The sequence below is a fragment of the Inquilinus limosus genome, from assembly GCF_002195995.1.
Lineage (GTDB): Bacteria > Pseudomonadota > Alphaproteobacteria > DSM-16000 > Inquilinaceae > Inquilinus > Inquilinus limosus_C.
This window is the reverse complement of sequence record NZ_NHON01000015.1, coordinates 1-21,688: the sequence shown is the minus strand read 5'-3', so window position 1 is coordinate 21,688 and position 21,688 is coordinate 1. Positions and strand designations below refer to the sequence as shown.

The window sequence follows — 21,688 nt, the reverse complement described above, 5'->3', positions numbered from 1 at the left end:
CCTCCCGGTGCCCTGCGGCGCATTTTCGGGTGCCAAGCGCCGTTGCGATCTGTAATCTCTCTAAATCCGCCAATGGTTCCGCGGCTTAAAGAGGGTTTGAGCCATGACGCTCGAGGAGAGATGTGTCTCCGCCGGCCTGAAGATGACCGATCAGCGTCGTGTCATTCTGCAGGTGCTGACCGAGTCTCTCGACCATCCATCGGTCGAAACCGTCTATCACCGGGCGCGCGAGATCGATCCGTCGATCAGCATCGCGACCGTATACCGCACCCTGCACCTGCTCGACGAGCTTAACCTGGTGCAGCGGCACGACTTCAACGAGAACTACTCCCGCTTCGAGGTCAATCTCGAGCATCACCACCACCTGATCGATCTTGAAACCGGTGAGGTCATCGAGTTCAAGGACCAGGAGCTGGAGCAGCTGAAAGAGAAGATCGCCAAGCGGCTCGGCTTCGAACTCGTCGATCACAGGCTCGAACTCTATGGCCGGAAAAAGAAGTCCTGAAGGCTGCGGCTTCGGCGACCAGCCCTTCGCCGAAGGCTCGGCGGATTGCCGCTGCCAGCAGGCCGTGACCCGCGCCTACAGCGAGCTGGTGGCCCGGGGCGCGCCGCGCTCCGTGGCCATGGAGGCGGCGATCCGCGTCTTCGTCTACCACCATCCCGAGGTCCCGGCGTTCCGCGCCCATGACACCGTGGAGACCTGGGTCTATTCCGGTCCGCTGAACTGAGCGGCCTTCGCGCCTCGGACAGCCCGGGATCGCGGGCCGGGGCGTGGCTGCAGCGGCTGCGGTTGCCCAGCGGGCTGGTCCTTTTCGCCTTCCTGGCGACCCATCTGATCAACCATGCGGCCGGGCTCATCTCGCTGGATGCGATGGAGCGCGGCCTCGGGCTGTTCATCCTGGTGTGGGAGAGGCTGCCGGGCCTGGCCATCCTGGCGGCCGCCTTCCTGGTCCACATCGCCAATGCGCTGGTCTCGATCTGGCAGCGGCACAACTTCCGGCTGAAGCGCTGGCAGGCGGTGCAGCTCGGGCTCGGCCTCGCGGTGCCGTTGCTGCTGGCGGCCCATGTCTTCGGCACCGTCATCGCCTTCGAGCGGTTCGGCGTCGGCACGCCCTATCGCTACGTGCTGTCGGCGATGTGGGCGGGCAACGGCCTGGTCGCGCTGCAGCAGGCGGTGGTGGTGCTGGTCGCCTGGGGCCATGGCTGCATCGGCGTGCACTACTGGCTGCGGCTCAGGCCCTGGTACCCGAAGGCGGTGCCCTATCTCTACGCCGCCGCCCTGCTGATCCCGGCGCTCGGCCTGGCCGGCTTCGTCTCGGCCGGGCTGCAGGTGCGGGACCTCGCGGCCCAGCCCGGCTGGCTCGAGGATCTCCACCGCTCGATCAAGCTGACGCCGGAGGCGCAGGCCTTCGCCGCCGCGGGTGCGCTGTGGACCCGGATCACGATCCTGGCCCTGGTCCTCGCCGCCTTCGCCGGGCCGCTTCTGCGTGCGATCCGGGCCCGCCGCGGCGGGCCGAAGCTGTACTATCGCGACACCCGCGTGCTCGACATCATCCCGGGGGCCACGGCGCTCGAGATCATCGCCGCCGCCGGCATCCCCCAGGCCATGGTCTGCGGCGGCCGCGGCCGCTGCTCGACCTGCCGGATGCGGGTCGGGCTGGGCGCCGAGCACCTGCCGCCGCCGGCGGCCGACGAGGCGCGGGTGCTGCAGCGCATCGGCGCGCCGGAGGGCGTGCGGCTGGCCTGCCAGATCCGGCCGGTCAAGGACCTCGAGGTGACGCCGCTGCTGCCGCCGACCGCGACCGCCCGCGACGGCTTCCAGGGCCCCGGCCATCGCCATGGCCAGGAGCGCGAGATCGCGGTGATGTTCGCCGATCTGCGCGGCTTCACCCGGCTGTCGGAGCACCGCCTGCCCTATGACGTGGTGTTCCTGCTGAACCGGTACTTCGCCGCCATGGGCCAGGCGATCGAAGGGGCGGGCGGCCAGGTCGACAAGTTCATCGGCGACGGGGTGATGGCGCTGTTCGGGGTCGAGGCCGGGCACGCCGCCGGCAGCCGCCAGGCGCTGGACGCCGCCCGGCGGATGGCGGCGCGGCTGGCCGAGCTCAACGAGGCGCTGGCGTCGGACCTGAAGGAGCCGCTGCGCATGGGCATCGGCCTGCATGTCGGCCCGGCGATCGTCGGCGAGATGGGCTATGGCGGGGTCAAGGGCCTGACCGCGGTGGGCGACACGGTCAACACCGCCAGCCGGCTGGAAGGGCTGTGCAAGGGTTATGCGGCGGAGCTGGTGGTGTCGCAGGACCTGCTCGACCAGGCCGGCGCCGACCTCTCCGCCTTCCGGGCCGAGCATGTGGTGATCCGCGGCCGGCGTGACCAGCTGCGCATCCGGGTGGTCGGCAAGATCGCCGAGCTGCCGGGATAACGGCTGCACCCGCTCAGAGGCTTCCTTGATTGTCATTGCCGGGCTTGACCCGGCAATCCAGGGGCCACCAAGAACGGCTCTGGCTGCCACTGGATCCTCGGGTCAAGCCCGAGGATGACAGTTGGGATGGGGCAGGGCGTCGCCTCGTCTCAGATCGTCACGCCCAGCAGCGTCTGCAGGAAGGCGCGCAGGGCGGCCCAGAGGGCGGCGGAGACGGCGGCGAGGATCGCGACCGCCCCGGCGCTGACCGCCCAGCCGGCCGAGACGGCGATGCCGTCGCGCTCGACCAGGCCGATGGCAAAGGCCGAGATCGCCAGCGCCGGCACGATGTTGCCGAGCGGGATCGGCAGGAACAGGATGACGGCCAGCAGCAGGCAGGCGGCGCCGATGAAGCGGTCCTGCACCGGGCCGATCAGCAGCGACAGCCGCGGCCGCAGCAGCCGCTCGGCCTTGGCCAGCCAGGGCACCATGCGGTCGACCAGCCGGGCGAAATCGGCCCGCGCCACCGATCGCTGGGTGATCAGCCGCGGCAGCCACAGCACCGGGCGGCCGATCATCAGCTGGAAGGTGATGAACAGCAGCGGCGCGCCGAGGACCGAGGAGGTGCCCGGCGGCGTCGGCAGCACGTTCGGCGCGGCGAAGACCAGCATCAGCGCGCCGAAGGCCCGGTCTCCGAAGGCGGTCAGGATGTCGCCGATGGCGATGCGCTCGCGGTCCTCCGCCGCCAGGTCCCGCAGCACCTCGGAGAAGCGCCGTCGGCGTTCCGCCCCGGCGGGCACGGGCGCGCCGGGGTCATGCCGGGTCTCGGTCTGGCAGGCGTCGGGCAAGCGGCTCGTCCGGCGTCGTGAAGGATCCAGCCTCCGGTGTTACCGAGTCCGTGGTGACAGGCGCAAGCGCGCGGTTGTCTCAGGCCTGTCCGAGATCAGGCTCCTTCATGTTGCCTCTCCCGCAAGCGAGACCCTTCTTGGAATCCTAAACACCGTCATTGCGAGCGCAGCGAAGCAATCCAGGGGCCGGTGCGAACCGGCCCCTGGATTGCTTCGTCGGCTTCGCCTCCTCGCAATGACGGCGAGGGATGGCATTTCGAAAAGGTCCCGCAAGCGGGAGAGGCAACACGCGCCAGTGTTCAGCCCTCCCGCGCCGCCCACAGCAGGCCGCGGTGCAGGATGGTGTTCATGGCCTTGTTCTCGAACTCCTCCACCCGGTGGCCGAGCGAGCTGTAGAACACCCGGCCGGCGCCGTGCCGGCGCTTCCACACCACCGGCATGGTGTGGCCGGCGATCCAGGGCGCGTGGTCGCCGGTGAAGGTGGTCTCGGCCAGCACCTCGTTGTTCGGGTCGACATGCATGTAGTACTGCTCGGACCGGTAGTCGAAATCCCCGATCCCCTGCATCACCGGGTCGTCCGGCCGGGTCACCCGCACCCGGTAGTCGATGATGTTGCCGGGATGGGCCACCCATTGGCCGCCGGTCATGAACTGGTAGGCCACCTCGTTGCGGAAGGCATCGCACATGCCGCCATGGAAGCCGGCGAGGCCGACCCCGCCCTCGACCGCGGCGGTCAGGTTGGTGACCTCCTCTTTCTCCATGGTCGACATGGTGTAGATCGGCACGATCAGGTGCATGTCCTTCAGGGCCGGGTCGGCGAAGGCCTCGGTGGTGTCCTCGATGAACACCTCGAAGCCGTCGCCGCGCAGCATTTCGGACACCACATCCGCGCATTCCTTCGGGGTGTGGCCGTTCCAGCCGCCCCAGACGATCAGCGCCTGCCTGGTCATCGCTTCCTCTCCTTCGCTTCTCTCAGGCGGCCCGGCCGAAGGCGGGCTCCACCGGCATCGGTTCCGGCCGCGCGCAGCGGCTCTCGATCTCGATCGTGCGGCCGTCATGGCCCGACCGCTCCACCGCCTCCATCACCTCCAGCACATGGAAGGCCAGCTCCGCATTGGCGCGGTGCGGGCGGTTCTCGCGGATGGCATGGGCCAAATCGGCCACGCCGATGATGCGGTAGTTGCCGTCGCCATAGGCGTGGCCCGTGGCCTCGGCCTTCCACTCCGTCCGGTCGACCGACACCAGCACCTCGCCGCCGAAGGTGTTCGGGTCGGGCACGCTCAGCGACGCGGTCTCGCCATAGATCTCGATCGGGGCGTGGCGGTGGGCCGGGATGTCGAAGCTCATCACCATGGTCACCACGGCGCCGGAGGCGAAGGCCAGCGTGCCGGTGATGTGGGTTGGGGTGCCGACCGGCACCGCCTGGCCGGCGCGCGGGCCGCTGGCGATGCGGCGCTCGGTGTAGGCGGCGGACACCGTCCCGGTCACCCGCGCCACCGGGCCCAGCATGTTGACCAGCGTGGTCAGGTAGTAGGGGCCCATGTCGAACAGCGGGCCGCCGCCCTTGGCGTAGTAGAAATCCGGGTTGGGATGCCAGCGCTCATGCCCCGGCACCATCATGAAGGCGGTGCCGGCGACCGGCCGGCCGATCCGCCCCGCATCGATCAGGGCGCGCGCCGTCTGCTGCCCGGCGCCGAGGAAGGTGTCGGGCGCGCTGCCGACGCGCAGCCCCCTGGCCTTCGCCGCCTCCAGCAGCGTGCGGCCCTCGGCGACGCCGACCGCCAGCGGCTTCTCCGCATGAACATGCTTGCCGGCGGCGATCGCCTGCAGCCCCACCGGCACATGCGCCTGCGGCGTGGTCAGGTTCAGCACGATCTCGATCTCGGGGTCGGCCAGCAGCTGCTCGATGCTCTGCGCCACCAGGCCGAACTCCGCCGCCTTGGCCTGCGCCGCCTCCAGGTTCAAATCGGCGCAGGACTTCACCCGCAAGATCGGGAAGTTGGGGGCGGCCTTCAGATAGGCGCCGCTGATGAAGCCGCAGCCGATGATGCCGATTCCGACCGGTCTGTCGCTCATGGTCCTCTCCGCTATCGGGGCATGCCCTGGCCGTTCCAGGGCGCTTCGTAGAGCTGCCGCAGCACCAGGCTGGCCGCACCGCGGGCCCAGGCGTCGTCGCTCCATTCATGCAGGATGATCTCGGTGCCGCGCCGGATCGGCACCGGCACCACGCGGTCGATGGCGGCCAGCAGCGCCGGCTCCATCAGGTCGCGCGCCTGGATGGCGCTGCCGGCGACGATCACCTTGGGCGGGCCCAGCAGCGTGATCAGGTTGCCGATCGCGAAGCCCAGAATCGCGCCTGCTTGCTCGAACAGCGCCCGGATCTCGGCCCGGCCGGCCCGCGCCATGTCGCGCAGCCGGCCGATGGCGCGCGGGTCGTCGGGGGCGATCGCCCCGGCCTCGGCGCCCAGCAAAGCGCGGGCGCGGGTGACGATGCCGTGGTCGGAGACATAGGCGTCCAGGCAGCCGCGCTGGCCGCAGCGGCAGGGCAGCCCGTCCTCGGGCGCGATCTTGGTGTGGCCGAACTCGGTCCCCATCCCGGCGGCGCCGCGATGCACGTCGCCGTTCAGGAACAGGCCGAGCCCGACCGAATCCTCGACCGCGACCACGGCGAAGCTGTCGCTGTCGCGGCCATGGCCGAACCAGTGCTCGGCCAGGGTGACCAGATGGACGTCGTTCTCGACCGTGGTCGGCACGCCCAGCCTCTGACGCACCATCTCGGCCAGCGGCACGTCCGGCGCGCCCAGGATCGGGGTCCAGACGCACAGGCCGCTGCGGCCGTCGATGAATCCCGGCAGGCCGATGCCGATGCCGCCCAGCCGGTCCAGCGCCAGGTCGGCGTCGCCGACGCAGCGGCGGATGCCGTCCTCCAGGATGTCGGCCACCACCTCCGGCGCCTGGCGGGCCAGGCGGATGGGGAGGGACAGGGTCTGCACCACATCAGCCATGTAGTCGGTGACGGCGATGCTGATCTGGTGCGGCGCCAGCTTGACGCCGCAGACGAAGGCGGCCTGGCGGTTCAGCTCCAGCATCACCCGCGGCCGGCCGCGCGCGGCGGTGCCGACGCCCTCGACCGCGCGGGCCAGGATCAGGTTCTCCTCGATCAGCCCGCCGGTGATGGCCGAGATGGTGGCCGGCGCCAGCTCGGTGCGCTGCACGATCTCGACGCGGGAGATCGGGCCGAAGCGCCGCACCACATCCAGCACGTGGAAGCGGTTGATCGCCCGCATCAGCTCCGGGTCGGCGGTCTTCATTCCGTCAGGATCCGAATTTTATGGTGCGACGCACCATGGCCGGATGGCCGGAACAGCCTGGGGCGAAAGGCCTCGCCTGGTCTCGATTCAGCGCTTCCATCCCGTCCGTCCGGCCATTTCGTTTCGAATTCCCGGCAATCATCCGATTTTTTCGGTCTTGACAGGCTCCACCCTAGCCGGTCTGATAAATTCGTAAACCAAAAAAATTAGCTGGCGAGGGAGAAGACGCATGGACCTGTCGCGCTCCATCATCCGCAGCGATCGCCGAACCCTCCTGAAATCCATGGCGGCGGGGGCGGGCGCCCTGGCCGCCGGCCCGCTGCTGGCACGCCCCGCCATCGCCCAGGCGCGCGAGATCACGATGATCAGCGACGCCAGCAACAACCGCCCGGTGGTCGACCGCATCGCCGCCGATTTCGAGCGCGACACCGGCGTCAAGGTCACGATCAACGGCATCGACCACGAATCGAACAAGACCGCGATCCGCAACTACCTGGTCACCAGCCCGCCCGATGTCTGCTTCTGGTTCAGCGGCAACCGCATGCGCGCCTTCGTCAAGCGCGGGCTGTTCGACGACATCACCGACCTGTTCCAGCGCGAGAAGTTCTACGACGTGCTCGGGGTGATGGCCCAGACCGTCACCGTCGACGGCCGGCAATACGGCCTGCCGACCGGCGGCTCCGCCTGGGGGATGCTGTACCGCAAGGACGTCTTCGCCCAGCACGGGCTGACGCCGCCGAAGACCTGGGACGAGCTGATCGCGACCTGCGACAAGGCCGCCGCCGCCGGTCTGGTGCCGCTGGGCATCGGCACCAAGGAGCTGTGGCCGGCGGCCGGCTGGTTCGACTACCTCAACCTGCGGATCAACGGTCTCGACTACCACATGCGGCTGATGGACGGGCAGGCCAGCTACCTGGACCCGGAGCTGACCGCCGTGTTCGACCGGTGGGAAGACCTGATCAAGCGCAACTATTACCTGCCGAACCACACCTCCTATTCCTGGCAGCAGGCGGCGGCCTTCCTGGTCCAGGGCAAGGCGGCGATGTTCTTCCTCGGCAACTTCGCGCGCCGGGTGTTCCCGGACGACCAGGTGGGGCAGCTGGCCTTCATCCCGTTCCCGCAGATCCAGCCGGGGGTCGGGCCGTTCGAGGAGTTCTCGGTCAACTCGGTCCACATCCCGGCGCGGGCCAAGAACAAGGAGCTGGCGCGCGACTTCCTGGCCTATTTCTACCGGCCGGAGAATCTCGGCGCCTATCTGCAGCCGGACGGCAACATCCCGGCGCGCAAGGACGTCAAGATGCAGGTCGACCCGCTGATGCAGTCGGTGATCGACACGGTGCAGGCGGCCAAGGGCACCTCGCAGTTCTACGACCGCGACACCGACCCGGACATGGCCCAGGCCGGGCTGAATGCGTTCCAGGAGTTCATGGTCGCGCCGCAGCGCCGCCAGGCGATCCTCCAGCGGCTCGAGACCACCCGCAAGCGGGTGTTCAAGGCATGAGCCTGGCCGCGCCCATCGCCGCGCGGAGTGCGGGCCATGCCGGGTTGCGGCGGCGCTGGCGGCGCCATCGCGACTGGGTCTGGCCGGTGCTGTTCCTGCTGCCCGGCGGCGTGCTGTTCGGCCTGGTGATCGTGCAGTCCACGGTCGAGAGCCTGTGGATCAGCCTGCATGACTGGGACGGGATGGGCGACAAGGTCTGGATCGGCCTGGCGAACTACGCCGAGCTGCTCGACGACCCGCAGTTCTACACCTCGCTGCAGAACAACCTGATCTGGCTGGTGCTGTTCCTGCTGGCCCCGGCCGCCGGGCTGGGCCTGGCCCTGCTGCTGAACCAGAAGATCGGCGGCATGCGGCTGGTCAAGTCGCTGTTCTTCGTGCCGCTGGTGCTGGCGCCGGTCACGGTCGGCGTGGTCTTCACTTGGTTTTACGACCCGACCTTCGGCCTCTTGGCCCTGATCTTCCAGGCGGTGGGGGCGACCGCCCCGGCGCTGCTGTCGGACGAGCGCTTCGTCACCTTCGCCGTGGTCGCCGCCGCGCTGTGGCCGCAGATCACCTTCTGCATGGTGCTGTTCCTGGCCGGGCTGAACAACCTGGATGACGACATCCTCGGCGCCGGCCGGGTCGACGGCGCCCGCGGCTGGCCGATGTTCTGGAACGTGGTGCTGCCGCAGCTGCGCCAGGTCTCCTTCATCGCCATCGCCGTCACCGTGATCGGCGCGCTGCGCAGCTTCGACCTGGTGGCAGTGATGACCCAGGGCGGTCCCTTCGGCTCCTCCTCCGTCCTCGCCTACCAGATGTATGAGCAGGCGATCTTCAGCTACCGCTTCGGCTACGGCGCGGCCATCGCCTCGGTGCTGTTCCTGATCATGTCGGTGTTTATCGCCTGGTATCTGCGCCGGATGGTGCGGGCCGAGGCGGGGGGCGGCTGATGTATCCGCTGCCAATCGACCGCGCCGGCCCCGGCGCCCGCATCGCCTATCGCGGCTCCATCGGCGTGGTGCTGCTGCTGTGGCTGCTGCCGCTGCTGGCGATCCTCCTCACCTCGGTGCGCAGCCTCGATGATCTGTCGGCCGGCAACTACTGGGGCTGGCCCAGCCGCATCGACCTGCTCGAGAATTACCGGGCGGTGTTCACCGACACGCCGATCCTGCGCTTCATGCTGAACAGCCTGATCATCACCGTGCCCTCGGTGATCGGCGTGCTGATCCTCAGCACCTTTGCCGGCTATGTGCTGTCGCGGCACCGCTTCCCCGGCCACATGCTGGTCTTCGCCATCTTCGTCGGCGGCAATTTCGTGCCGCACCAGATCCTGATGATCCCGGTGCGCGACCTGATGGTGCAGCTCGGCCTCTACGACACCTTCGCCGCGCTGATCGTGTTCCACATCGCCTTCCAGACCGGCTTCGCCACCCTGTTCATGCGCAACTTCATCGCCCGGCTGCCGCATGAGCTGTTCGAGGCGGCGCGGGCGGAGGGGGCGTCGCCGGCGCAGATCCTGGCCCATGTCGTGGTGCCGCTGCTGCGGCCGGCCCTGGCGGCGCTGGCGATCCTGACCTTCACCTTCGTCTGGAACGACTATTTCTGGGCGCTGGTGCTGGCCCAGAGCGACGCGGTCAAGCCGGTGACCTTCGGCCTCGCCACGCTGCGCGGCCAGTATGTCTCGGTCTGGAACCTGATCTCCGCCGCGACGGTGGTTGTGGCGATCCCCCCGGTGGTGATGTTCTTCCTGATGCAGCGCCACTTCATCGCCGGCCTGACCATGGGGGCGGTGAAGGGCTGATGACACTCTCGACAGACGGAAAGACGGGCATGGGTACGGAAGCGAAGCTGCGTTGGGGCATTCTCGGGCCGGGGCGGATCGCCCAGGCCTTCGCCGGCGGCGTCGCCCGGTCGCGCACAGGGCGGCTGGTGGCGATCGGCACGCGCGATGCGGCGAAGCCGGGGCTGGCCGAGGCCTTCCCCGGCGCCCGCATCCATGCCGGCTACGAGGCGCTGCTGGCCGACCCCGAGGTCGACGCCATCTACATCGCCACGCCGCATCCGGGGCATGTGCATTGGGGCATCCGCGCCGCCGAGGCCGGCAAGCACGTGCTGTGCGAGAAGCCGATTGCGGTGAACGCCTACGATGCCATGGCGCTGGTCGACGCGGCCCGCCGCGCCGGCGTGTTCCTGGCCGAGGCCTATATGTACCGCGCCCATCCGCAGACCCGGAAGCTGGCCGAGCTGGTGGCGGGCGGCGCCATCGGCGAGGTGCGGATGATCCAGGCCAGCTTCGGCTTCGCCGCCAAGTTCAACCCGGACCACCGGCTGTTCGCCAATGACCTGGCCGGCGGCGGCATCCTCGATGTCGGCGGCTATCCGGTGTCGATCGCGCGGCTGATCGCCGGCGCCGCCTCGGGCAAGCCGTTCCTGGATCCGGTGAAGGTCACCGGCGCCGGCCATCTCGGCCGCAGCGGCGTCGACGAATGGACCGCGGCGGTGCTGGAATTCCCGGGCGGCATCGTCGCCCAGGTCGCGACCGGCGTGACGCTGGCGCTCGACAACACGGTGCGGATCTTCGGCACCGAGGGCCGGATCGAGGTCGCCTCGCCCTGGTTCTGCAGCGGCAAGGAGGGCGGCAGCAGCGCCATCGTCATCATCCGCCCCGACGGCACGGCCGAGAGCGTGGCGATCGAGGAGCCGGGCTGGCTCTACAGCTTCGAGGCCGACGCGGTCGGCGACGCGGTGGCGGCCGGGCAGCGCGAGGCCGCCTTCATGACCCCGGCCGACAGCCTCGGCAACCTGAAGACCATGGATGCCTGGCGCGCCGCGATCGGCCTGGAATACGCGCTGGAGACGCCGGCCCGCCGCACCGCCCCGGTCGACGGCCGGCCGCTCAAGGCCGGGGCGATGCGCCGGATCGACCTGCCCGGCGCCGCCCGCCCGGCCTCGGCCCTCGCCCTCGGCGCGGTCGGGGTGGAGAATATCAGCCAGGCCGGCCTCTTGTTCGACCGCTTCTTCGAGCGCGGCGGCAACACCTTCGACACTGCCTGGATCTATCGTGCCGGCGGCTCCGACCGCGTGCTCGGCCAGTGGCTGGCCAGCCGCGGCGTGCGTGACGAGATCGTGCTGATCGGCAAGGGCGCCCATGCCCCGCTGTGCTACCCCGACGTGATCCCGCGCCAGCTGACGGAATCGCTCGACCGGCTGCAGACCGGGCGGCTCGACCTCTATCTGATGCACCGCGACAACCCGGACATCCCGGTCGGCGAGTTCGTCGACGTGCTGGATGCCGAGATCCGGGCCGGCCGCATCGGCTCCTGGGGCGGGTCGAACTGGACGCGGGAAAGGCTGGATGAGGCGACCGCCTATGCCCAGGCCAACGGCAAGGCGACGCCCGCCACGGTCAGCAACAATTTCAGCCTGGCGGAGATGATCCAGCCGGTCTGGCCCGGCTGCATCGCCGCGGCGGATGCGGAGTGGAAGGCCTGGCTGCGGCAGCGGCGGATGCCGCTGCTGGCCTGGTCCAGCCAGGCGCGTGGCTTCTTCACCGACCGCGGCGGCCGCGACAAGCATCAGGACCCGGAGCTTGAGCGCTGCTGGTATGGCGAGGCGAATTTCCGCCGCCGCGACCGGGCGGCCGAGCTCGGCGCCAAGCGTGGCAAGTCTGCCAACCAGGTGGCCCTGGCCTATTGCCTGCACCAGGACTTCCCGGTGCTGCCGCTGATCGGCCCGCTGACGCTGGAGGAGTTGGAGGATTCGCTGCAGGCGCTGGACATCGCGCTGACGCCCGAGGAGGTGCGCTGGCTGGAAGGCTGACCACCGGCGCGGCAACCAACCAGAACAGGGAGGACACCAGGATGAGATTTGTGCTGACGGGCCTCGCGGCCCTCGCCACCGCCGGCCTCGTGTCCGGCGGCGCCATGGCCGACGTCACGGTCAAATGGCTGCACATCGAGAACACGCCGGACACGGTGGCCTGGATGGAGAGCGTCGCCAAGGCTTACGAGGCGGCGCATCCCGGCGTCACCATCCAGATGCAGTATCTCGAGAACGAGGCCTACAAGGCCAAGCTGCCGACCACGCTGCAGTCGCCGGACCGCCCGAACATCATCTACAGCTGGGGCGGCGGCGTGCTGCGCGACCAGGTCAAGGCCGGGGTGATCGAGGACCTGACGGAGCCGGTGAAGGGCGAGTGGGCCGACCGGATCAGCCCGGCCGCGCTCGAGGCCTTCACCGTCGACGGCCATGTCTGGGGCGTGCCGGTGCTGGCCTCCCAGGTCGGCTTCTGGGTCAACAAGCCGCTCCTGGCCAAGGCCGGGGTCAAGGCCGAGGACATCAAGAGCTGGGACGACCTGCTGGCGGCGGTGAAGACGATCAAGGCCGCCGGCATCGTGCCGCTGGCGACCGGCGGCGCCGACAAATGGCCGATCCATTTCTACTGGACGCTGCTGGCCATGCGCATCGGCGGCAAGGACGCGTTCCAGGCCGCCTACAACCAGTCCGGCGACGGCTTCGACGGCCCCGTCTTCGTCAAGGCCGGCGAGGATCTGAAGGCCCTGGCGGCGCTGGATCCGTTCGAGCCCGGCTATCTCGGCCTCACCAACCCGCAGGCCGCCGGCTATTTCGGCGACGGCAAGGCGGCGATGCACCTGATGGGCAACTGGGACTATCTGAACGCCAAGAAGAACAGCGCCTCGGGCAAGGGCATCCCGGATGCCGATCTCGGCTGGTTCCCGTTCCCGACCGTGGCCGGCGGCACCGGCGCGCCGACCGATGTGCTGGGCGGCGTCAATGGCTGGCTGGTGACCAAGGGGTCGCCGCCGGAGGCGGTCGATTTCCTGAAGTTCCTGACCAACAAGGAGAACCAGGAGAAGGCGGCGGAGCTCGGCGTCTACATTCCGGTGAACAAGGGCACGGCCGAGAAGCTGAAGAACCCGTATTTCCGGCAGATGGCGGAGAACATCGCCAAGGCCGGCTATTTCCAGGTGTTCTACGACCAGATGCTGGGCGCCAATGTCGGCCGGGTGGTGAACGACGTCACCACCGACATCGCCTCCGGCGGGACCGACCCGAAGGACGCCGCCGACCAGGTCCAGGAAGCCTGGGAGATGCGGTGAGCGGGATGGAGGCGACGCTGGCTTCTCAATATCCAGACAGACTCAGCTTTTTCTTGTCCCCCCTCCCCTTGCGGGAGGGGGATAGGGGGAGGGGTCTGCGCGCGTCTGCGCGCGAATGGTTGGGAGCGCATTCGCCATCGAGGCTGACCTGCCGGATTTCACGCCCGGCTCGGGCTGAGGAAACCCCCTCCCCCTACCCCCCTCCCGCGAGGGGAGGGGGGACTCGTTTGGCGGCGGCCCTCTGGAGGGCAGGCTGATGAGTGTCGCCGCGACTGCCCCGGCCTTCGACCGCTCCACCATCCGCCGTCGCCGCCGCACGGCGCTGCGGACGCAGGTGGCGCCGGTGGTGCTGATGCTGGTGCCGGCGCTGGCCCTGTTCACCATCTTCGTGATCCTGCCGATGGGCGAGGCCGGCTTCTACAGCCTGTTCAAATGGAACGGCTATGGCACCCCGCAGGATTTCGTCGGCCTCAAGAACTTCGAGCTGCTGCTGCGCAACCGAACCTTCTGGTCGGCCCTGACCAACACCGGGCTGATCATCGCGGTGTCGCTGGCGGTCCAGCTGCCGCTGGCGCTGGCCATGGCGCTGCTGCTGGCCGAAAAGCTGCGCGGCCGGGTGGCGTTCCGGATGGTGTTCTTCCTGCCCTACATCCTGGCCGAGGTCGCGACCGGGCTGATCTGGCAGTTCCTCTACGATGGCCGTTACGGCGCCGTGGCGCTGATCTGGAGCTGGTTCGGCGCCGGCACCGACGCGCCCTTCATCCTGGCCGACCGCACCCTGGCGATGGGGGCGGTGTTGCTGCTGGTGGTGTGGAAATATTTCGGCTTCCACATGATGATCTACATCGCCGGGCTGCAGAACATCCCGCCGGAGGTGATCGACGCCGCCCGGATCGACGGCGCCTCGCGCTGGCAGATCGTGCGCCGGATCAAGATCCCGCTGCTGTTCCCGACCATCCGCCTGTCGGTGTTCTTCTCCGTGGTCGGGGCGCTGCAGCTGTTCGACCTGGTGATGGCGCTGACCCGCGGCGGCCCGTCCAACGCCACCCATTCGCTGGTCACCTACCTCTTCACCTTCGGGGTGATGCGGATGGAGGTCGGCTTCGGCAGCGCCGTCGGGGTGGTGCTGTTCCTGATCTGCGTCGTCTTCTCGATCGTCTATCGCCGTACCCTGATGCGGGGGGATTGAAGGCCATGGCCGCACCCACGCTGCGCCCCTCCACCCTGCCGCAATACGCGGTCCTGCTGGCCGTCGCCGCCCTGGTGCTGGTGCCGCTGGCCGCGGCGGCGCTGGGCGGCTTCAAGTCGCTGGGCGAGTTGCGGGTCAACCCGCTCGGCCCCCCGGCCAGCTGGGACGGGACGGTCTATTGGGAGATCCTCAGCTCGGCCCGGCTGTGGCGCATGCTGCTGAACTCCGCCGTCATCGCCGGCCTCACCGTCGCGCTGGTGCTGATCGTCGGGTCGATGGCGGCCTTCATCTTCGCCCATGTGGTGTTCTTCGGCAGCGGCATGCTGCTGAACTACCTGCTGCTGGGGCTGATGTTCCCGGCGGCGACGGCGATGCTGCCGCTGTTCATCCGGGTGCGGGACCTTGGCCTGCTCGACACCTATTGGGGCGTGGTGCTGCCGCAGGTGGCCTTCGGCCTCGGCATGGCGATCCTGATGCTGCGCGGCTTCTTCCGCCAGCTGCCGCACGAGCTGTGGGAGGCGGCGCGGGTCGATGGCTGCGGCTATTTCCAGTTCTACCTGCGCATCACCCTGCCGCTGTCGCGGCCGATCCTGGCGACCGTCGCGGTGTTCGCCCTGGTCGCCAGCTGGAACAGCTACATGCTGCCGCTGATCATGTTCAACGCGCCGGAGATGTATCCCTGGCCGCTCGGGATCATGAACTACCAGGGCGAGTATTCGACCGAGTGGAACAAGATCCTGGCCTTCGTCACCCTGACCCTGGCGCCGGCGATCGCCTTCTTCCTCATCGCCCAGCGCCACATCGTCGCCGGCCTGGCCGGCGGCGCGGTGAAGGGGTAGGGGCGGATAAGATCTTTCAGAATTCCCGACACCGTCATTGCGAGCGCAGCGAAGCAATCCAGGGGCCGGTGCGCACCGGCTCCTGGATTGCTTCGTCGGCTTCGCCTCCTCGCAATGACGGCGAGAGAGCGTCGTGAAAGGGTCCCGCTTACGGGAAAGGCGATGTGAGTGGGTCCCCTGTCCCGATCAAACCGGACGATCACCGAGAATGGTCGCCCGATGCATCACCCGGCGGTTCGGCAGGTAGTCGGCCAGGGCGTAGTGCTGGGTGCAGCGATTGTCCCAGAAGGCGACGTCGCCCGCCTTCCAGCGCCAGCGCACGGTGAATTCCGGCTTGGCCACATGGTCGAACAGGAAGCGCAGCACCGTATCGCTCTCCTTGGCCGAGAAGCCGAGGATGCGGGTGGTGAAGCCCTCGTTGACGAACAGGCCCTTGCGGCCGGTCACCGGATGGGTGCGCACCACCGGGTGGATCACCGGCGGGTTCTTGTCGCGGGCTATCTGCCAGCGCTCGCGGTCCTCGGGCGCGCTGAACCGCTCCGGCGGGAAGGATTTGGCGAAATCGTGCAGGGCGGTCAGCCCGGTCAGGAAGGCCTGCCAGGGGGCCGACAGCGCCTCGAACGCCGCGGTGCTGCTGGACCAGCTGGTGTCGCCGCCGGAGGGCGGCAGCTCCTTCGCCGCCAGCATCGCGCCCAGCGGCGGCGTCTCGATGAAGGTGACGTCGGTGTGCCAGTTGTCGTTGTCCGGCTGGTTGTCCGGATGGGTGTCGAGGATGATGATCTCCGGCACCTCCTTCACATGCGGATACACCGGATGGACATGCAGCGCGCCGAAGCGGGCGGCGAAATCGCGCTGCGCCGCCGGGTTCAACTCCTGCCCCTCGAAGAACAGCACATGGTGCTGCAGCAAGGCGCGGTTGATCGCGGCGATGGTGGCGTCGCCCAGCGGCTGCGCCAGGCTGACGCCACGCACCACGGCGCCGATGGCCGGGTTCAGCGGCTGGACGGAGAGGAGGGTCGACAGGCTGTCGGGCATGGCGGGACCTCTCTGTTGTCGGTTGGTTTTGGTGGATTGGGCCTCAGCCGCGCCCGTGCCAGGGCGTCAGCCGGCGCTGCAGCAGGCGCAGCAGAACTTCCAGCAGGAAGGCGACGACGGCGATCACCAGGATGCCCAGCACCACCACGTCGGTCACCAGGAACTGCGCCGCGCTCTGGATCATGAAGCCCAGGCCGCTGGTGGCGGCGACCAGCTCGGCCGCCACGAGGGTGGACCAGCCGACGCCCAGGCCGATGCGCACCCCGGTCAGGATCTCCGGCAGTGCGTTCGGCAGGATGACGTGGCGCAGCAGCTGGGCCCGGGTGGCGCCGAGCGACCGGGCGGCGCGCAGCCGGTCGGACGGCACGGCGCGCACGCCGGCCGCGGTCGAGATCGCGATCGGCGCGAAGATGGCCAGGAAGATCACCAGGACCTTCGACACCTCGCCGATGCCGAACCAGATCACGATCAGCGGCAGATAGGCCAAGGGCGGGATCGGCCGGTAGAACTCGATCAGCGGGTCCAGGACGCCGCGCACGATCCGGCTGGTGCCGATGGCGATGCCGACCGGGATCGCGATCACCAGCGCCAGGGCCAAAGCGGCGAAGACGCGGCCCAGGCTGGCGGCCAGGTGCTGCAGCAGCGTCGCGTCGGCGAAGCCGTTGACGGCGACGCTGACCAGCTTGGCCCACACCGCCTGGGGCGTCGGCAGGAAGAGGGACGGGACGAGGCCGAGATTGGAGACGAGCCCCCACAGGATGAGGAGGCCCGCCACCGTGGCGAGGCTGATCAGCCTCGTCCCGTGCCGGCGCCGCCGCGGGATCGGCCCCCCGCGAACGGGGGAAGGCGCCGGTTTCTGGAGCACGATATCCGCCACCTAGGCCGCCTCGCGCTCGAAGATCAAATCCATCACCCGCTCGCGCAGGGCGATGAAGCCGGGGTCGGATTTGATCCGACGCGCCGGCTCGCCGGTACAGTAGCGGCGGCCGAAATCCAGCCGCAGCTCCTCGACGATGCGGCCGGGCCGCGGCGACATCACCACCAGCCGGGTCGCCAGGAACAGCGCTTCCTCGATGCTGTGGGTGATCAGGAACAGGCTCTTGCCGGTGCGGTGCCACAGGTCCAGCAGCAGCTCCTGCATCCGCTCCCGCGTCAGCGCGTCGAGCGCGCCGAGAGGCTCGTCCAGCAACAGCACCTCGGGGTCGGCGGCCAAAGCGCGGGCCAGGCCGACCCGCTGCTTCATGCCGCCCGACAGCTCCCACAGCCTCTGCCGCTCGAAGCCTTCCAGCCCGACCAGCCTCAGGATGCGCCGGGCCCGGTCGTCGCGCTCGGCCGGCGCAGTGCCGCGCAGCCGTAGTGCAAAGCCGACATTGCCCAGCACGTCAAGCCAGGGGAACAGGGCGTCGTCCTGGAAGACGACGCCCCGCTCCACCCCAGGGCCGGTCACACGAACGCCGCCGAGTGTGACCGTCCCTGCCTCCGGCGCCAGGAAGCCCGCCATCAGGTTCAACAGCGTGGTCTTGCCGCATCCCGACCGGCCGAGGGCGACGACGAACTCGCCCGGCTCGATCGCGAGGGTGACCCGGTCCAGCGCGCGGACGTCGCCATCCGCCGCGGGATAGGTCACGGATACGGCCTTCACCGCCAGAACCGACATGGGCCTCTCCTGCGCCCGGTTCAGTTCGTCGCTGTAGCCGTAGCGACGAAACGGGCGTCGACGTAAGCGCCGTAGCTCTCCAGCGCCTGGTCGATCTTGCCCTGCTCCTTCAGAAAAGTCGCTGTGTCCGCGATGGCCTTGGCCGTGCCGCCGCCCAGCAGGGCCGGGCCGGCCTGCTCCGCCTTCACCGGGAAGACGCTGCCCTGCAGCAGGGCCGGGATGTCCTCCGGCTTCGCCCCGGTCAGCTTGGCGATCTTGGCGACCTCCGCCGATTCCGCGCTCCAGGCCTTCGGATCGGCGCGGTAGGCCGCGTATTCCTTCAGCGTGACGTCGGTGAAGGCCTGAACCGCCGCAGGATCCTCTGCGATCAGGTCGGCGCGGGCGATCCAGGCGTCGAAGGTCGGCGCGCCCCAGGACGCCACCTCGGTCGAGGTGACCAGGACCTTGCCGCTCTCCTTGATCCTGCCCAGCGCCGGGTCCCAGACATAGGCGGCGTCGATGTCGCCGCGCTGCCAGGCGGCCGCGATCTCCGGCGCCCGCAGGTTCAGGATGCGCAGTGAGGCGGGGTCGATGCCCCAATGCTTCAGCGCCGCCAGCAGGCTGTAATGGGTGGTCGAGACGAAGGGCACCGCCACGGTCTTGCCGGCCAGGTCGGCCGGCTTGTCGATGCCGGCGCCGTTGCGCACCACCAGCGCCTCGGCGTCGCCGATGCCGATGGCGACCAGGATGGTGCGGATCGGCAGCTCGCGGCTGGCCCCGGCGGCCAGCGGGCTGGACCCGACATAGCCGATCTGGACGCCGCCGGAGGCGATGGCGGCGATCACCTCGGCGCCGCTGTCGAACTTCCGCCACTCGATCGGGCGGCCGATCGCCTTCTCGTACAGGCCGTCGGCCTGGGCCACCTTGGCCGGCTCGACCGTGCTCTGGTAGCCGATAGTCAGCGGCTCCGCGGCCCGGGCGTAGTTGCTGATGACGATGGTGGCCGCACCGGCCAACAGGGACCATCGCAGGATCTGGACGAGCATTCGGGGAAGTCCTCGAACGAACAGGCGCACACGCTGGGCCGGTCGCGCATCGAACCCGGTCAGGGAGCGCGGATCAGTCGGCCGGGGCGCCGTTATGGAGTGGGGGAAGGGGCGGGGCTCAGGCCTGGCCGCAACAGCCGGGATGGCAGAAGAGAGACATGGACTTCGACTCCTCGAGACCACGAACCCGGTCGTGGCGCTTAGCGTTTGGTGACGCGGCGCAAGCTTCACCGGAAATTGCCGCGGCGCGATCCATGACAGGACCGACGAGAGTGAGGTTTTCACAGCTCGTGGAGCGAAGTCAACACAATTAACTATCAACAAAGGTTGTTTGTTGAATAAATAACATAACTTCATGGTGCTTATCGCGAGCGCGATTCCCCTGCGGCCCTGGCCCGTCTATGGTCCGGTCATGCCCAGCCGGACCGAAGCTCCCCCCGCCCTTCTCGCCGTGACCGGACTCGACCGGCCGGTGGCGCTGCGCCGCAACGCGCGGGCGCGGCGCCTGTCGCTGCGACTCGACCCCGCGCTGGGCGAGGTGATCGTGGTGGCGCCGCCCCGGGTGTCGGCGCAGGTGATCGCGGATTTCGTCAACCGCCATGCCGAATGGGTGCGCCGCCGCCGTGCCGCCATGCCGGGGCGAACCCCGTTCCTGCCCGGCGCCGAGGTCCCGATCCTCGGCGCCCTGCATAAAATCATACACGACCCCGCCGCCGGCCGCACGGTGCGACTCGGGGGCGGCGAGCTGCGGATCGGCGGCCCGGCCGAGCATGTCGGTGCCCGCCTGGCCGCCTGGCTGCGGGCCGAGGCGCGGCGCCAGCTGCTGGCCCGCAGCCGCGCGGCCGCGCTGAAGCTGGGCGTCACCGTCGCCGCGGTGACGGTGCGCGACACCCGCAGCCGCTGGGGCAGCTGCGCCTCCAGCGGCCGGCTCAGCTATTCCTGGCGCCTGCTGCTGGCGCCCGAGCCGGTGCTGGACTACGTGGTGGCGCATGAGGTCGCGCATCTGGTCGAGATGAACCACTCCGCGCGCTTCTGGGCGGTGGTCGATCGGCTGCATCCGGATGCCGACCGCTGCCGCGCCTGGCTGAAGGCCAAGGGACAGGACCTGCACCTCTATGGCTGACCGGGCCGTCGGAACCATGCAGCCCTCGGTCCTCATCGCCGTCGTCCTGACCCTGCTGACCGGCTTCGGGCCGATGTCGACGGATGTCTACCTGCCGTCGCTGCCGGCGCTGGTCACCGCCTTCGGCACCGATGTCGCCACGGTGCAGCTGACGCTCAGCGTCTTCCTGGTCGGCTTTGCCGTGGCCCAGCTGGTCTACGGGCCCGTCTCCGACCGCTTCGGCCGGCGCCCGGCGATCCTGGCCGGCGTGGCGATCTTCACCGCCGCCAGCATCGCCTGCGCGCTCGCCACCTCGATCGAGATGCTGATCCTGTGCCGGTTCCTGCAGGCGCTCGGCGCCTGCTGCGGGCCGGTGCTGGGCCGGGCCGTGGTGCGCGACCTGTACGGGCCCGAACGCTCGGCCCGCATCCTGGCCTATATGTCGATGGCGATGGCCCTGGCGCCCGCGATCGGGCCGATGATCGGCGGCGTGCTGCAGCAGGAATTCGGCTGGCAGGCGACCTTCTGGCTGCTGGTCGGCTTCGGCGTGCTGATGCTGGCCTCGGTCCTCGGCCTGCTCGGCGAGAGCAACCGCCACCGCGACCCGCTGGCCACCAGCCCGACCCGCCTCGTCCGCAACTACGCCAGCCTGCTGCGGCACCGCCGCTATATCGGCTATGTCGCGATCGTCGCCTGCAGCTACAGCGCGATCTTCACCTTCATCTCCGGCTCGTCCTTCGTGCTGTCCGGCATGCTGGGCCTGTCGCCGCCGGTCTACGGCGCCTGCTTCGGCATCGTCTGCGTCGGCTATATCTGCGGCACCTTCGGCTCCGGCCGGCTGACGCTGCGGCTGGGCATCGACCGCATGATCGCGGCCGGGACCCTGGTGATGCTGGCCGGCGCCGCGGCGATGGCCGGGCTGGCCGCGTCCGGCGTGTTCACCGTCTGGGCGGTGGTCGGCCCGTTCTTCGTGGTGATGATCGGCGTCGGCCTGACCCTGCCCAACGCCATCGCCGGGGCGATCGGGCCGTTCCCGGCCATGGCCGGCACCGCCTCGGCGCTGATGGGCTTCCTGCAGATGACGCTGGCGGCGCTGGTCGGCATCGCCATCGGCCACGCCACCGGCACCGACGGGCTGCCGATGGCGCTGTCGGTGCTGGCGACCACGCTCGGCGCCCTGGCGGCGTTCCGCTTCCTGGTCCGGCCGTCCGCGGCGGCCTAGGTCTTCGAGCGCACGGCCACCCGGAACGGCCGGATCTCGATGTCCTTCCATACCTCGCCGGTGACATAGGGGTCGGCGGCGATCACCGCGTCCAGCGTGGCCCGGTCCGGCACCTCGTAGATGACGGTGGAGCCGACCATCCGGCCCTCATCGTCCAGGATCGCGCCGCCGGCGATGATCACGGCCTCCTCGGCCATCCGGCGGGCGCCGACCAGGTGCTGCTCGCGCACCGCCTGGCGCCGGGCCGGGGCCTCGGCATCCGTCCCGTCCTTCGCGATCACCAGGAACTGCATGGCTCTCCTCCCTCGTCGATCCGGCGAGCATAGCGGCGTTCGGGTCGGTCGCAACCGGGCCGGCGATCTGCTACCCAGGGGCACGAGTTTCGGGTGCCAATCCGGGTGGAGGACGGGATGAAGGTCGAGGGTCTGGCGGCGGTGGTCACCGGGGCGGGGTCGGGCC

Annotated in this window: 21 protein-coding genes; 12 read left to right on the top strand and 9 right to left on the bottom strand. The window is 69.4% G+C overall.

The genetic code is table 11. The features are described 5' to 3' along the window. The first annotated feature begins 103 nt into the window (after positions 1–103). The 3 genes from BWR60_RS10410 (at position 104) to BWR60_RS10405 (ending at position 2,422) form a co-directional block, all read left to right on the top strand. A complete protein-coding gene (locus BWR60_RS10410; RefSeq protein WP_034843967.1) occupies positions 104–505 on the top strand; it encodes a Fur family transcriptional regulator in 402 nt (133 codons plus the stop codon). Next, on the top strand, positions 483–728 hold the full coding sequence (locus BWR60_RS36310) for a hypothetical protein (protein ID WP_034843963.1): 246 nt from the start codon (positions 483–485) through the stop codon (positions 726–728). The genes BWR60_RS10410 and BWR60_RS36310 overlap by 23 nt, the downstream gene beginning before the upstream one ends. Before the next feature lie 62 nt (positions 729–790). Beyond that, positions 791–2,422, top strand: coding sequence for an adenylate/guanylate cyclase domain-containing protein (locus BWR60_RS10405; protein ID WP_088150948.1), 1,632 nt, complete (start codon positions 791–793; stop codon positions 2,420–2,422). A gap of 149 nt (positions 2,423–2,571) precedes the next feature. On the opposite strand, the gene BWR60_RS10400 is transcribed toward BWR60_RS10405, so the two are convergent. From BWR60_RS10400 to BWR60_RS10385, 4 genes are all read right to left on the bottom strand, one after another. Next, the gene (locus tag BWR60_RS10400) at positions 2,572–3,249 is read right to left on the bottom strand and encodes an exopolysaccharide biosynthesis protein (protein ID WP_088150947.1); all 678 of its coding nucleotides are present in this window, start codon (positions 3,247–3,249) and stop codon (positions 2,572–2,574) included. A gap of 299 nt (positions 3,250–3,548) precedes the next feature. Next, positions 3,549–4,199 (bottom strand): ThuA domain-containing protein, encoded by a 651-nt coding sequence (locus tag BWR60_RS10395; RefSeq protein ID WP_088150946.1) that lies wholly within the window; start codon positions 4,197–4,199, stop codon positions 3,549–3,551. 22 nt (positions 4,200–4,221) lie between these two features. After that, positions 4,222–5,325 carry a Gfo/Idh/MocA family protein gene (locus BWR60_RS10390; protein ID WP_088150945.1) on the bottom strand — a complete coding sequence of 368 codons (1,104 nt, stop codon included), beginning with the start codon at positions 5,323–5,325 and terminating at the stop codon, positions 4,222–4,224. 11 nt (positions 5,326–5,336) lie between these two features. Then, positions 5,337–6,560 carry an ROK family protein gene (locus BWR60_RS10385; RefSeq protein WP_088150944.1) on the bottom strand — a complete coding sequence of 408 codons (1,224 nt, stop codon included), beginning with the start codon at positions 6,558–6,560 and terminating at the stop codon, positions 5,337–5,339. Between the two features lie 229 nt (positions 6,561–6,789). Here BWR60_RS10385 and BWR60_RS10380 point away from each other — a divergent pair, with 229 nt between their 5' ends. The 7 genes from BWR60_RS10380 to BWR60_RS10350 all read left to right on the top strand — a co-directional run bounded on the left by BWR60_RS10380 (position 6,790) and on the right by BWR60_RS10350 (position 15,188). Beyond that, positions 6,790–8,061: an ABC transporter substrate-binding protein gene (locus BWR60_RS10380; protein WP_088150943.1), complete on the top strand. Its 1,272-nt coding sequence runs from the start codon at positions 6,790–6,792 to the stop codon at positions 8,059–8,061. Continuing rightward, positions 8,058–8,990: a carbohydrate ABC transporter permease gene (locus tag BWR60_RS10375; RefSeq protein WP_218823434.1), complete on the top strand. Its 933-nt coding sequence runs from the start codon at positions 8,058–8,060 to the stop codon at positions 8,988–8,990. The genes BWR60_RS10380 and BWR60_RS10375 overlap by 4 nt, the downstream gene beginning before the upstream one ends. Continuing rightward, positions 8,990–9,841: a carbohydrate ABC transporter permease gene (locus tag BWR60_RS10370; protein WP_088150942.1), complete on the top strand. Its 852-nt coding sequence runs from the start codon at positions 8,990–8,992 to the stop codon at positions 9,839–9,841. Before BWR60_RS10375 ends, BWR60_RS10370 begins: the two co-directional genes overlap by 1 nt. 29 nt (positions 9,842–9,870) lie before the next feature. Next, positions 9,871–11,859 (top strand): aldo/keto reductase, encoded by a 1,989-nt coding sequence (locus BWR60_RS10365; protein ID WP_088150941.1) that lies wholly within the window; start codon positions 9,871–9,873, stop codon positions 11,857–11,859. Positions 11,860–11,900: 41 nt separating this feature from the next. Further along, a complete protein-coding gene (locus BWR60_RS10360) occupies positions 11,901–13,160 on the top strand; it encodes an ABC transporter substrate-binding protein (protein ID WP_088150940.1) in 1,260 nt (419 codons plus the stop codon). A 256-nt stretch (positions 13,161–13,416) separates the two neighbouring features. Further along, positions 13,417–14,349: a carbohydrate ABC transporter permease gene (locus BWR60_RS10355; protein WP_088150939.1), complete on the top strand. Its 933-nt coding sequence runs from the start codon at positions 13,417–13,419 to the stop codon at positions 14,347–14,349. Between the two features lie 5 nt (positions 14,350–14,354). Then, complete coding sequence (locus BWR60_RS10350; protein WP_088150938.1) at positions 14,355–15,188, top strand: carbohydrate ABC transporter permease; 834 nt, start codon at positions 14,355–14,357, stop codon at positions 15,186–15,188. A gap of 186 nt (positions 15,189–15,374) precedes the next feature. Here the strand turns inward: BWR60_RS10350 and tauD are convergent, their stop codons facing one another. From tauD to tauA, 4 genes are read right to left on the bottom strand one after another with little or no spacing between them, the layout of a single operon-like run. Then, the gene (gene tauD / locus BWR60_RS10345; RefSeq protein WP_343216396.1) at positions 15,375–16,223 is read right to left on the bottom strand and encodes a taurine dioxygenase; all 849 of its coding nucleotides are present in this window, start codon (positions 16,221–16,223) and stop codon (positions 15,375–15,377) included. Positions 16,224–16,266: 43 nt separating this feature from the next. Then, on the bottom strand, positions 16,267–17,088 hold the full coding sequence (gene tauC / locus BWR60_RS10340) for a taurine ABC transporter permease TauC (RefSeq protein WP_275542376.1): 822 nt from the start codon (positions 17,086–17,088) through the stop codon (positions 16,267–16,269). A gap of 12 nt (positions 17,089–17,100) precedes the next feature. Then, positions 17,101–17,880, bottom strand: coding sequence for a taurine ABC transporter ATP-binding subunit (gene tauB / locus BWR60_RS10335; RefSeq protein WP_088150937.1), 780 nt, complete (start codon positions 17,878–17,880; stop codon positions 17,101–17,103). 20 nt (positions 17,881–17,900) lie between these two features. Continuing rightward, a complete protein-coding gene (tauA, locus tag BWR60_RS10330; RefSeq protein ID WP_088150936.1) occupies positions 17,901–18,905 on the bottom strand; it encodes a taurine ABC transporter substrate-binding protein in 1,005 nt (334 codons plus the stop codon). 412 nt (positions 18,906–19,317) lie between these two features. Between tauA and BWR60_RS10325 the strand changes: the two genes are divergently transcribed. Beyond that, the gene (locus BWR60_RS10325) at positions 19,318–20,028 is read left to right on the top strand and encodes a M48 family metallopeptidase (RefSeq protein WP_179221711.1); all 711 of its coding nucleotides are present in this window, start codon (positions 19,318–19,320) and stop codon (positions 20,026–20,028) included. Then, on the top strand, positions 20,021–21,229 hold the full coding sequence (locus tag BWR60_RS10320; protein ID WP_230983013.1) for a multidrug effflux MFS transporter: 1,209 nt from the start codon (positions 20,021–20,023) through the stop codon (positions 21,227–21,229). The genes BWR60_RS10325 and BWR60_RS10320 overlap by 8 nt, the downstream gene beginning before the upstream one ends. Here the strand turns inward: BWR60_RS10320 and BWR60_RS10315 are convergent. Beyond that, positions 21,226–21,522 carry a YciI family protein gene (locus BWR60_RS10315; RefSeq protein WP_088150934.1) on the bottom strand — a complete coding sequence of 99 codons (297 nt, stop codon included), beginning with the start codon at positions 21,520–21,522 and terminating at the stop codon, positions 21,226–21,228. The genes BWR60_RS10320 and BWR60_RS10315 overlap by 4 nt on opposite strands. Positions 21,523–21,688: the final 166 nt, after the last annotated feature.

Excerpts from the sequence above, each read along its gene's own strand:
- tauD (WP_343216396.1), bottom strand. The coding sequence starts at position 16,223 with ATGCCCGACAGCCTGTCGACCCTCCTCTCCGTCCAGCCGCTGAACCCG.
- BWR60_RS36310 (WP_034843963.1), top strand. The coding sequence starts at position 483 with ATGGCCGGAAAAAGAAGTCCTGAAGGCTGCGGCTTCGGCGACCAGCCC.
- tauA (WP_088150936.1), bottom strand. The coding sequence starts at position 18,905 with ATGCTCGTCCAGATCCTGCGATGGTCCCTGTTGGCCGGTGCGGCCACC.
- BWR60_RS10315 (WP_088150934.1), bottom strand. The coding sequence starts at position 21,522 with ATGCAGTTCCTGGTGATCGCGAAGGACGGGACGGATGCCGAGGCCCCG.
- BWR60_RS10395 (WP_088150946.1), bottom strand. The coding sequence starts at position 4,199 with ATGACCAGGCAGGCGCTGATCGTCTGGGGCGGCTGGAACGGCCACACC.
- BWR60_RS10365 (WP_088150941.1), top strand. The coding sequence starts at position 9,871 with ATGGGTACGGAAGCGAAGCTGCGTTGGGGCATTCTCGGGCCGGGGCGG.
- BWR60_RS10390 (WP_088150945.1), bottom strand. The coding sequence starts at position 5,325 with ATGAGCGACAGACCGGTCGGAATCGGCATCATCGGCTGCGGCTTCATC.
- BWR60_RS10360 (WP_088150940.1), top strand. The coding sequence starts at position 11,901 with ATGAGATTTGTGCTGACGGGCCTCGCGGCCCTCGCCACCGCCGGCCTC.
- BWR60_RS10385 (WP_088150944.1), bottom strand. The coding sequence starts at position 6,560 with ATGAAGACCGCCGACCCGGAGCTGATGCGGGCGATCAACCGCTTCCAC.
- BWR60_RS10320 (WP_230983013.1), top strand. The coding sequence starts at position 20,021 with ATGGCTGACCGGGCCGTCGGAACCATGCAGCCCTCGGTCCTCATCGCC.
- BWR60_RS10380 (WP_088150943.1), top strand. The coding sequence starts at position 6,790 with ATGGACCTGTCGCGCTCCATCATCCGCAGCGATCGCCGAACCCTCCTG.
- BWR60_RS10325 (WP_179221711.1), top strand. The coding sequence starts at position 19,318 with ATGCCCAGCCGGACCGAAGCTCCCCCCGCCCTTCTCGCCGTGACCGGA.
- tauB (WP_088150937.1), bottom strand. The coding sequence starts at position 17,880 with ATGTCGGTTCTGGCGGTGAAGGCCGTATCCGTGACCTATCCCGCGGCG.
- BWR60_RS10355 (WP_088150939.1), top strand. The coding sequence starts at position 13,417 with ATGAGTGTCGCCGCGACTGCCCCGGCCTTCGACCGCTCCACCATCCGC.
- BWR60_RS10410 (WP_034843967.1), top strand. The coding sequence starts at position 104 with ATGACGCTCGAGGAGAGATGTGTCTCCGCCGGCCTGAAGATGACCGAT.
- BWR60_RS10370 (WP_088150942.1), top strand. The coding sequence starts at position 8,990 with ATGTATCCGCTGCCAATCGACCGCGCCGGCCCCGGCGCCCGCATCGCC.
- BWR60_RS10375 (WP_218823434.1), top strand. The coding sequence starts at position 8,058 with ATGAGCCTGGCCGCGCCCATCGCCGCGCGGAGTGCGGGCCATGCCGGG.
- BWR60_RS10350 (WP_088150938.1), top strand. The coding sequence starts at position 14,355 with ATGGCCGCACCCACGCTGCGCCCCTCCACCCTGCCGCAATACGCGGTC.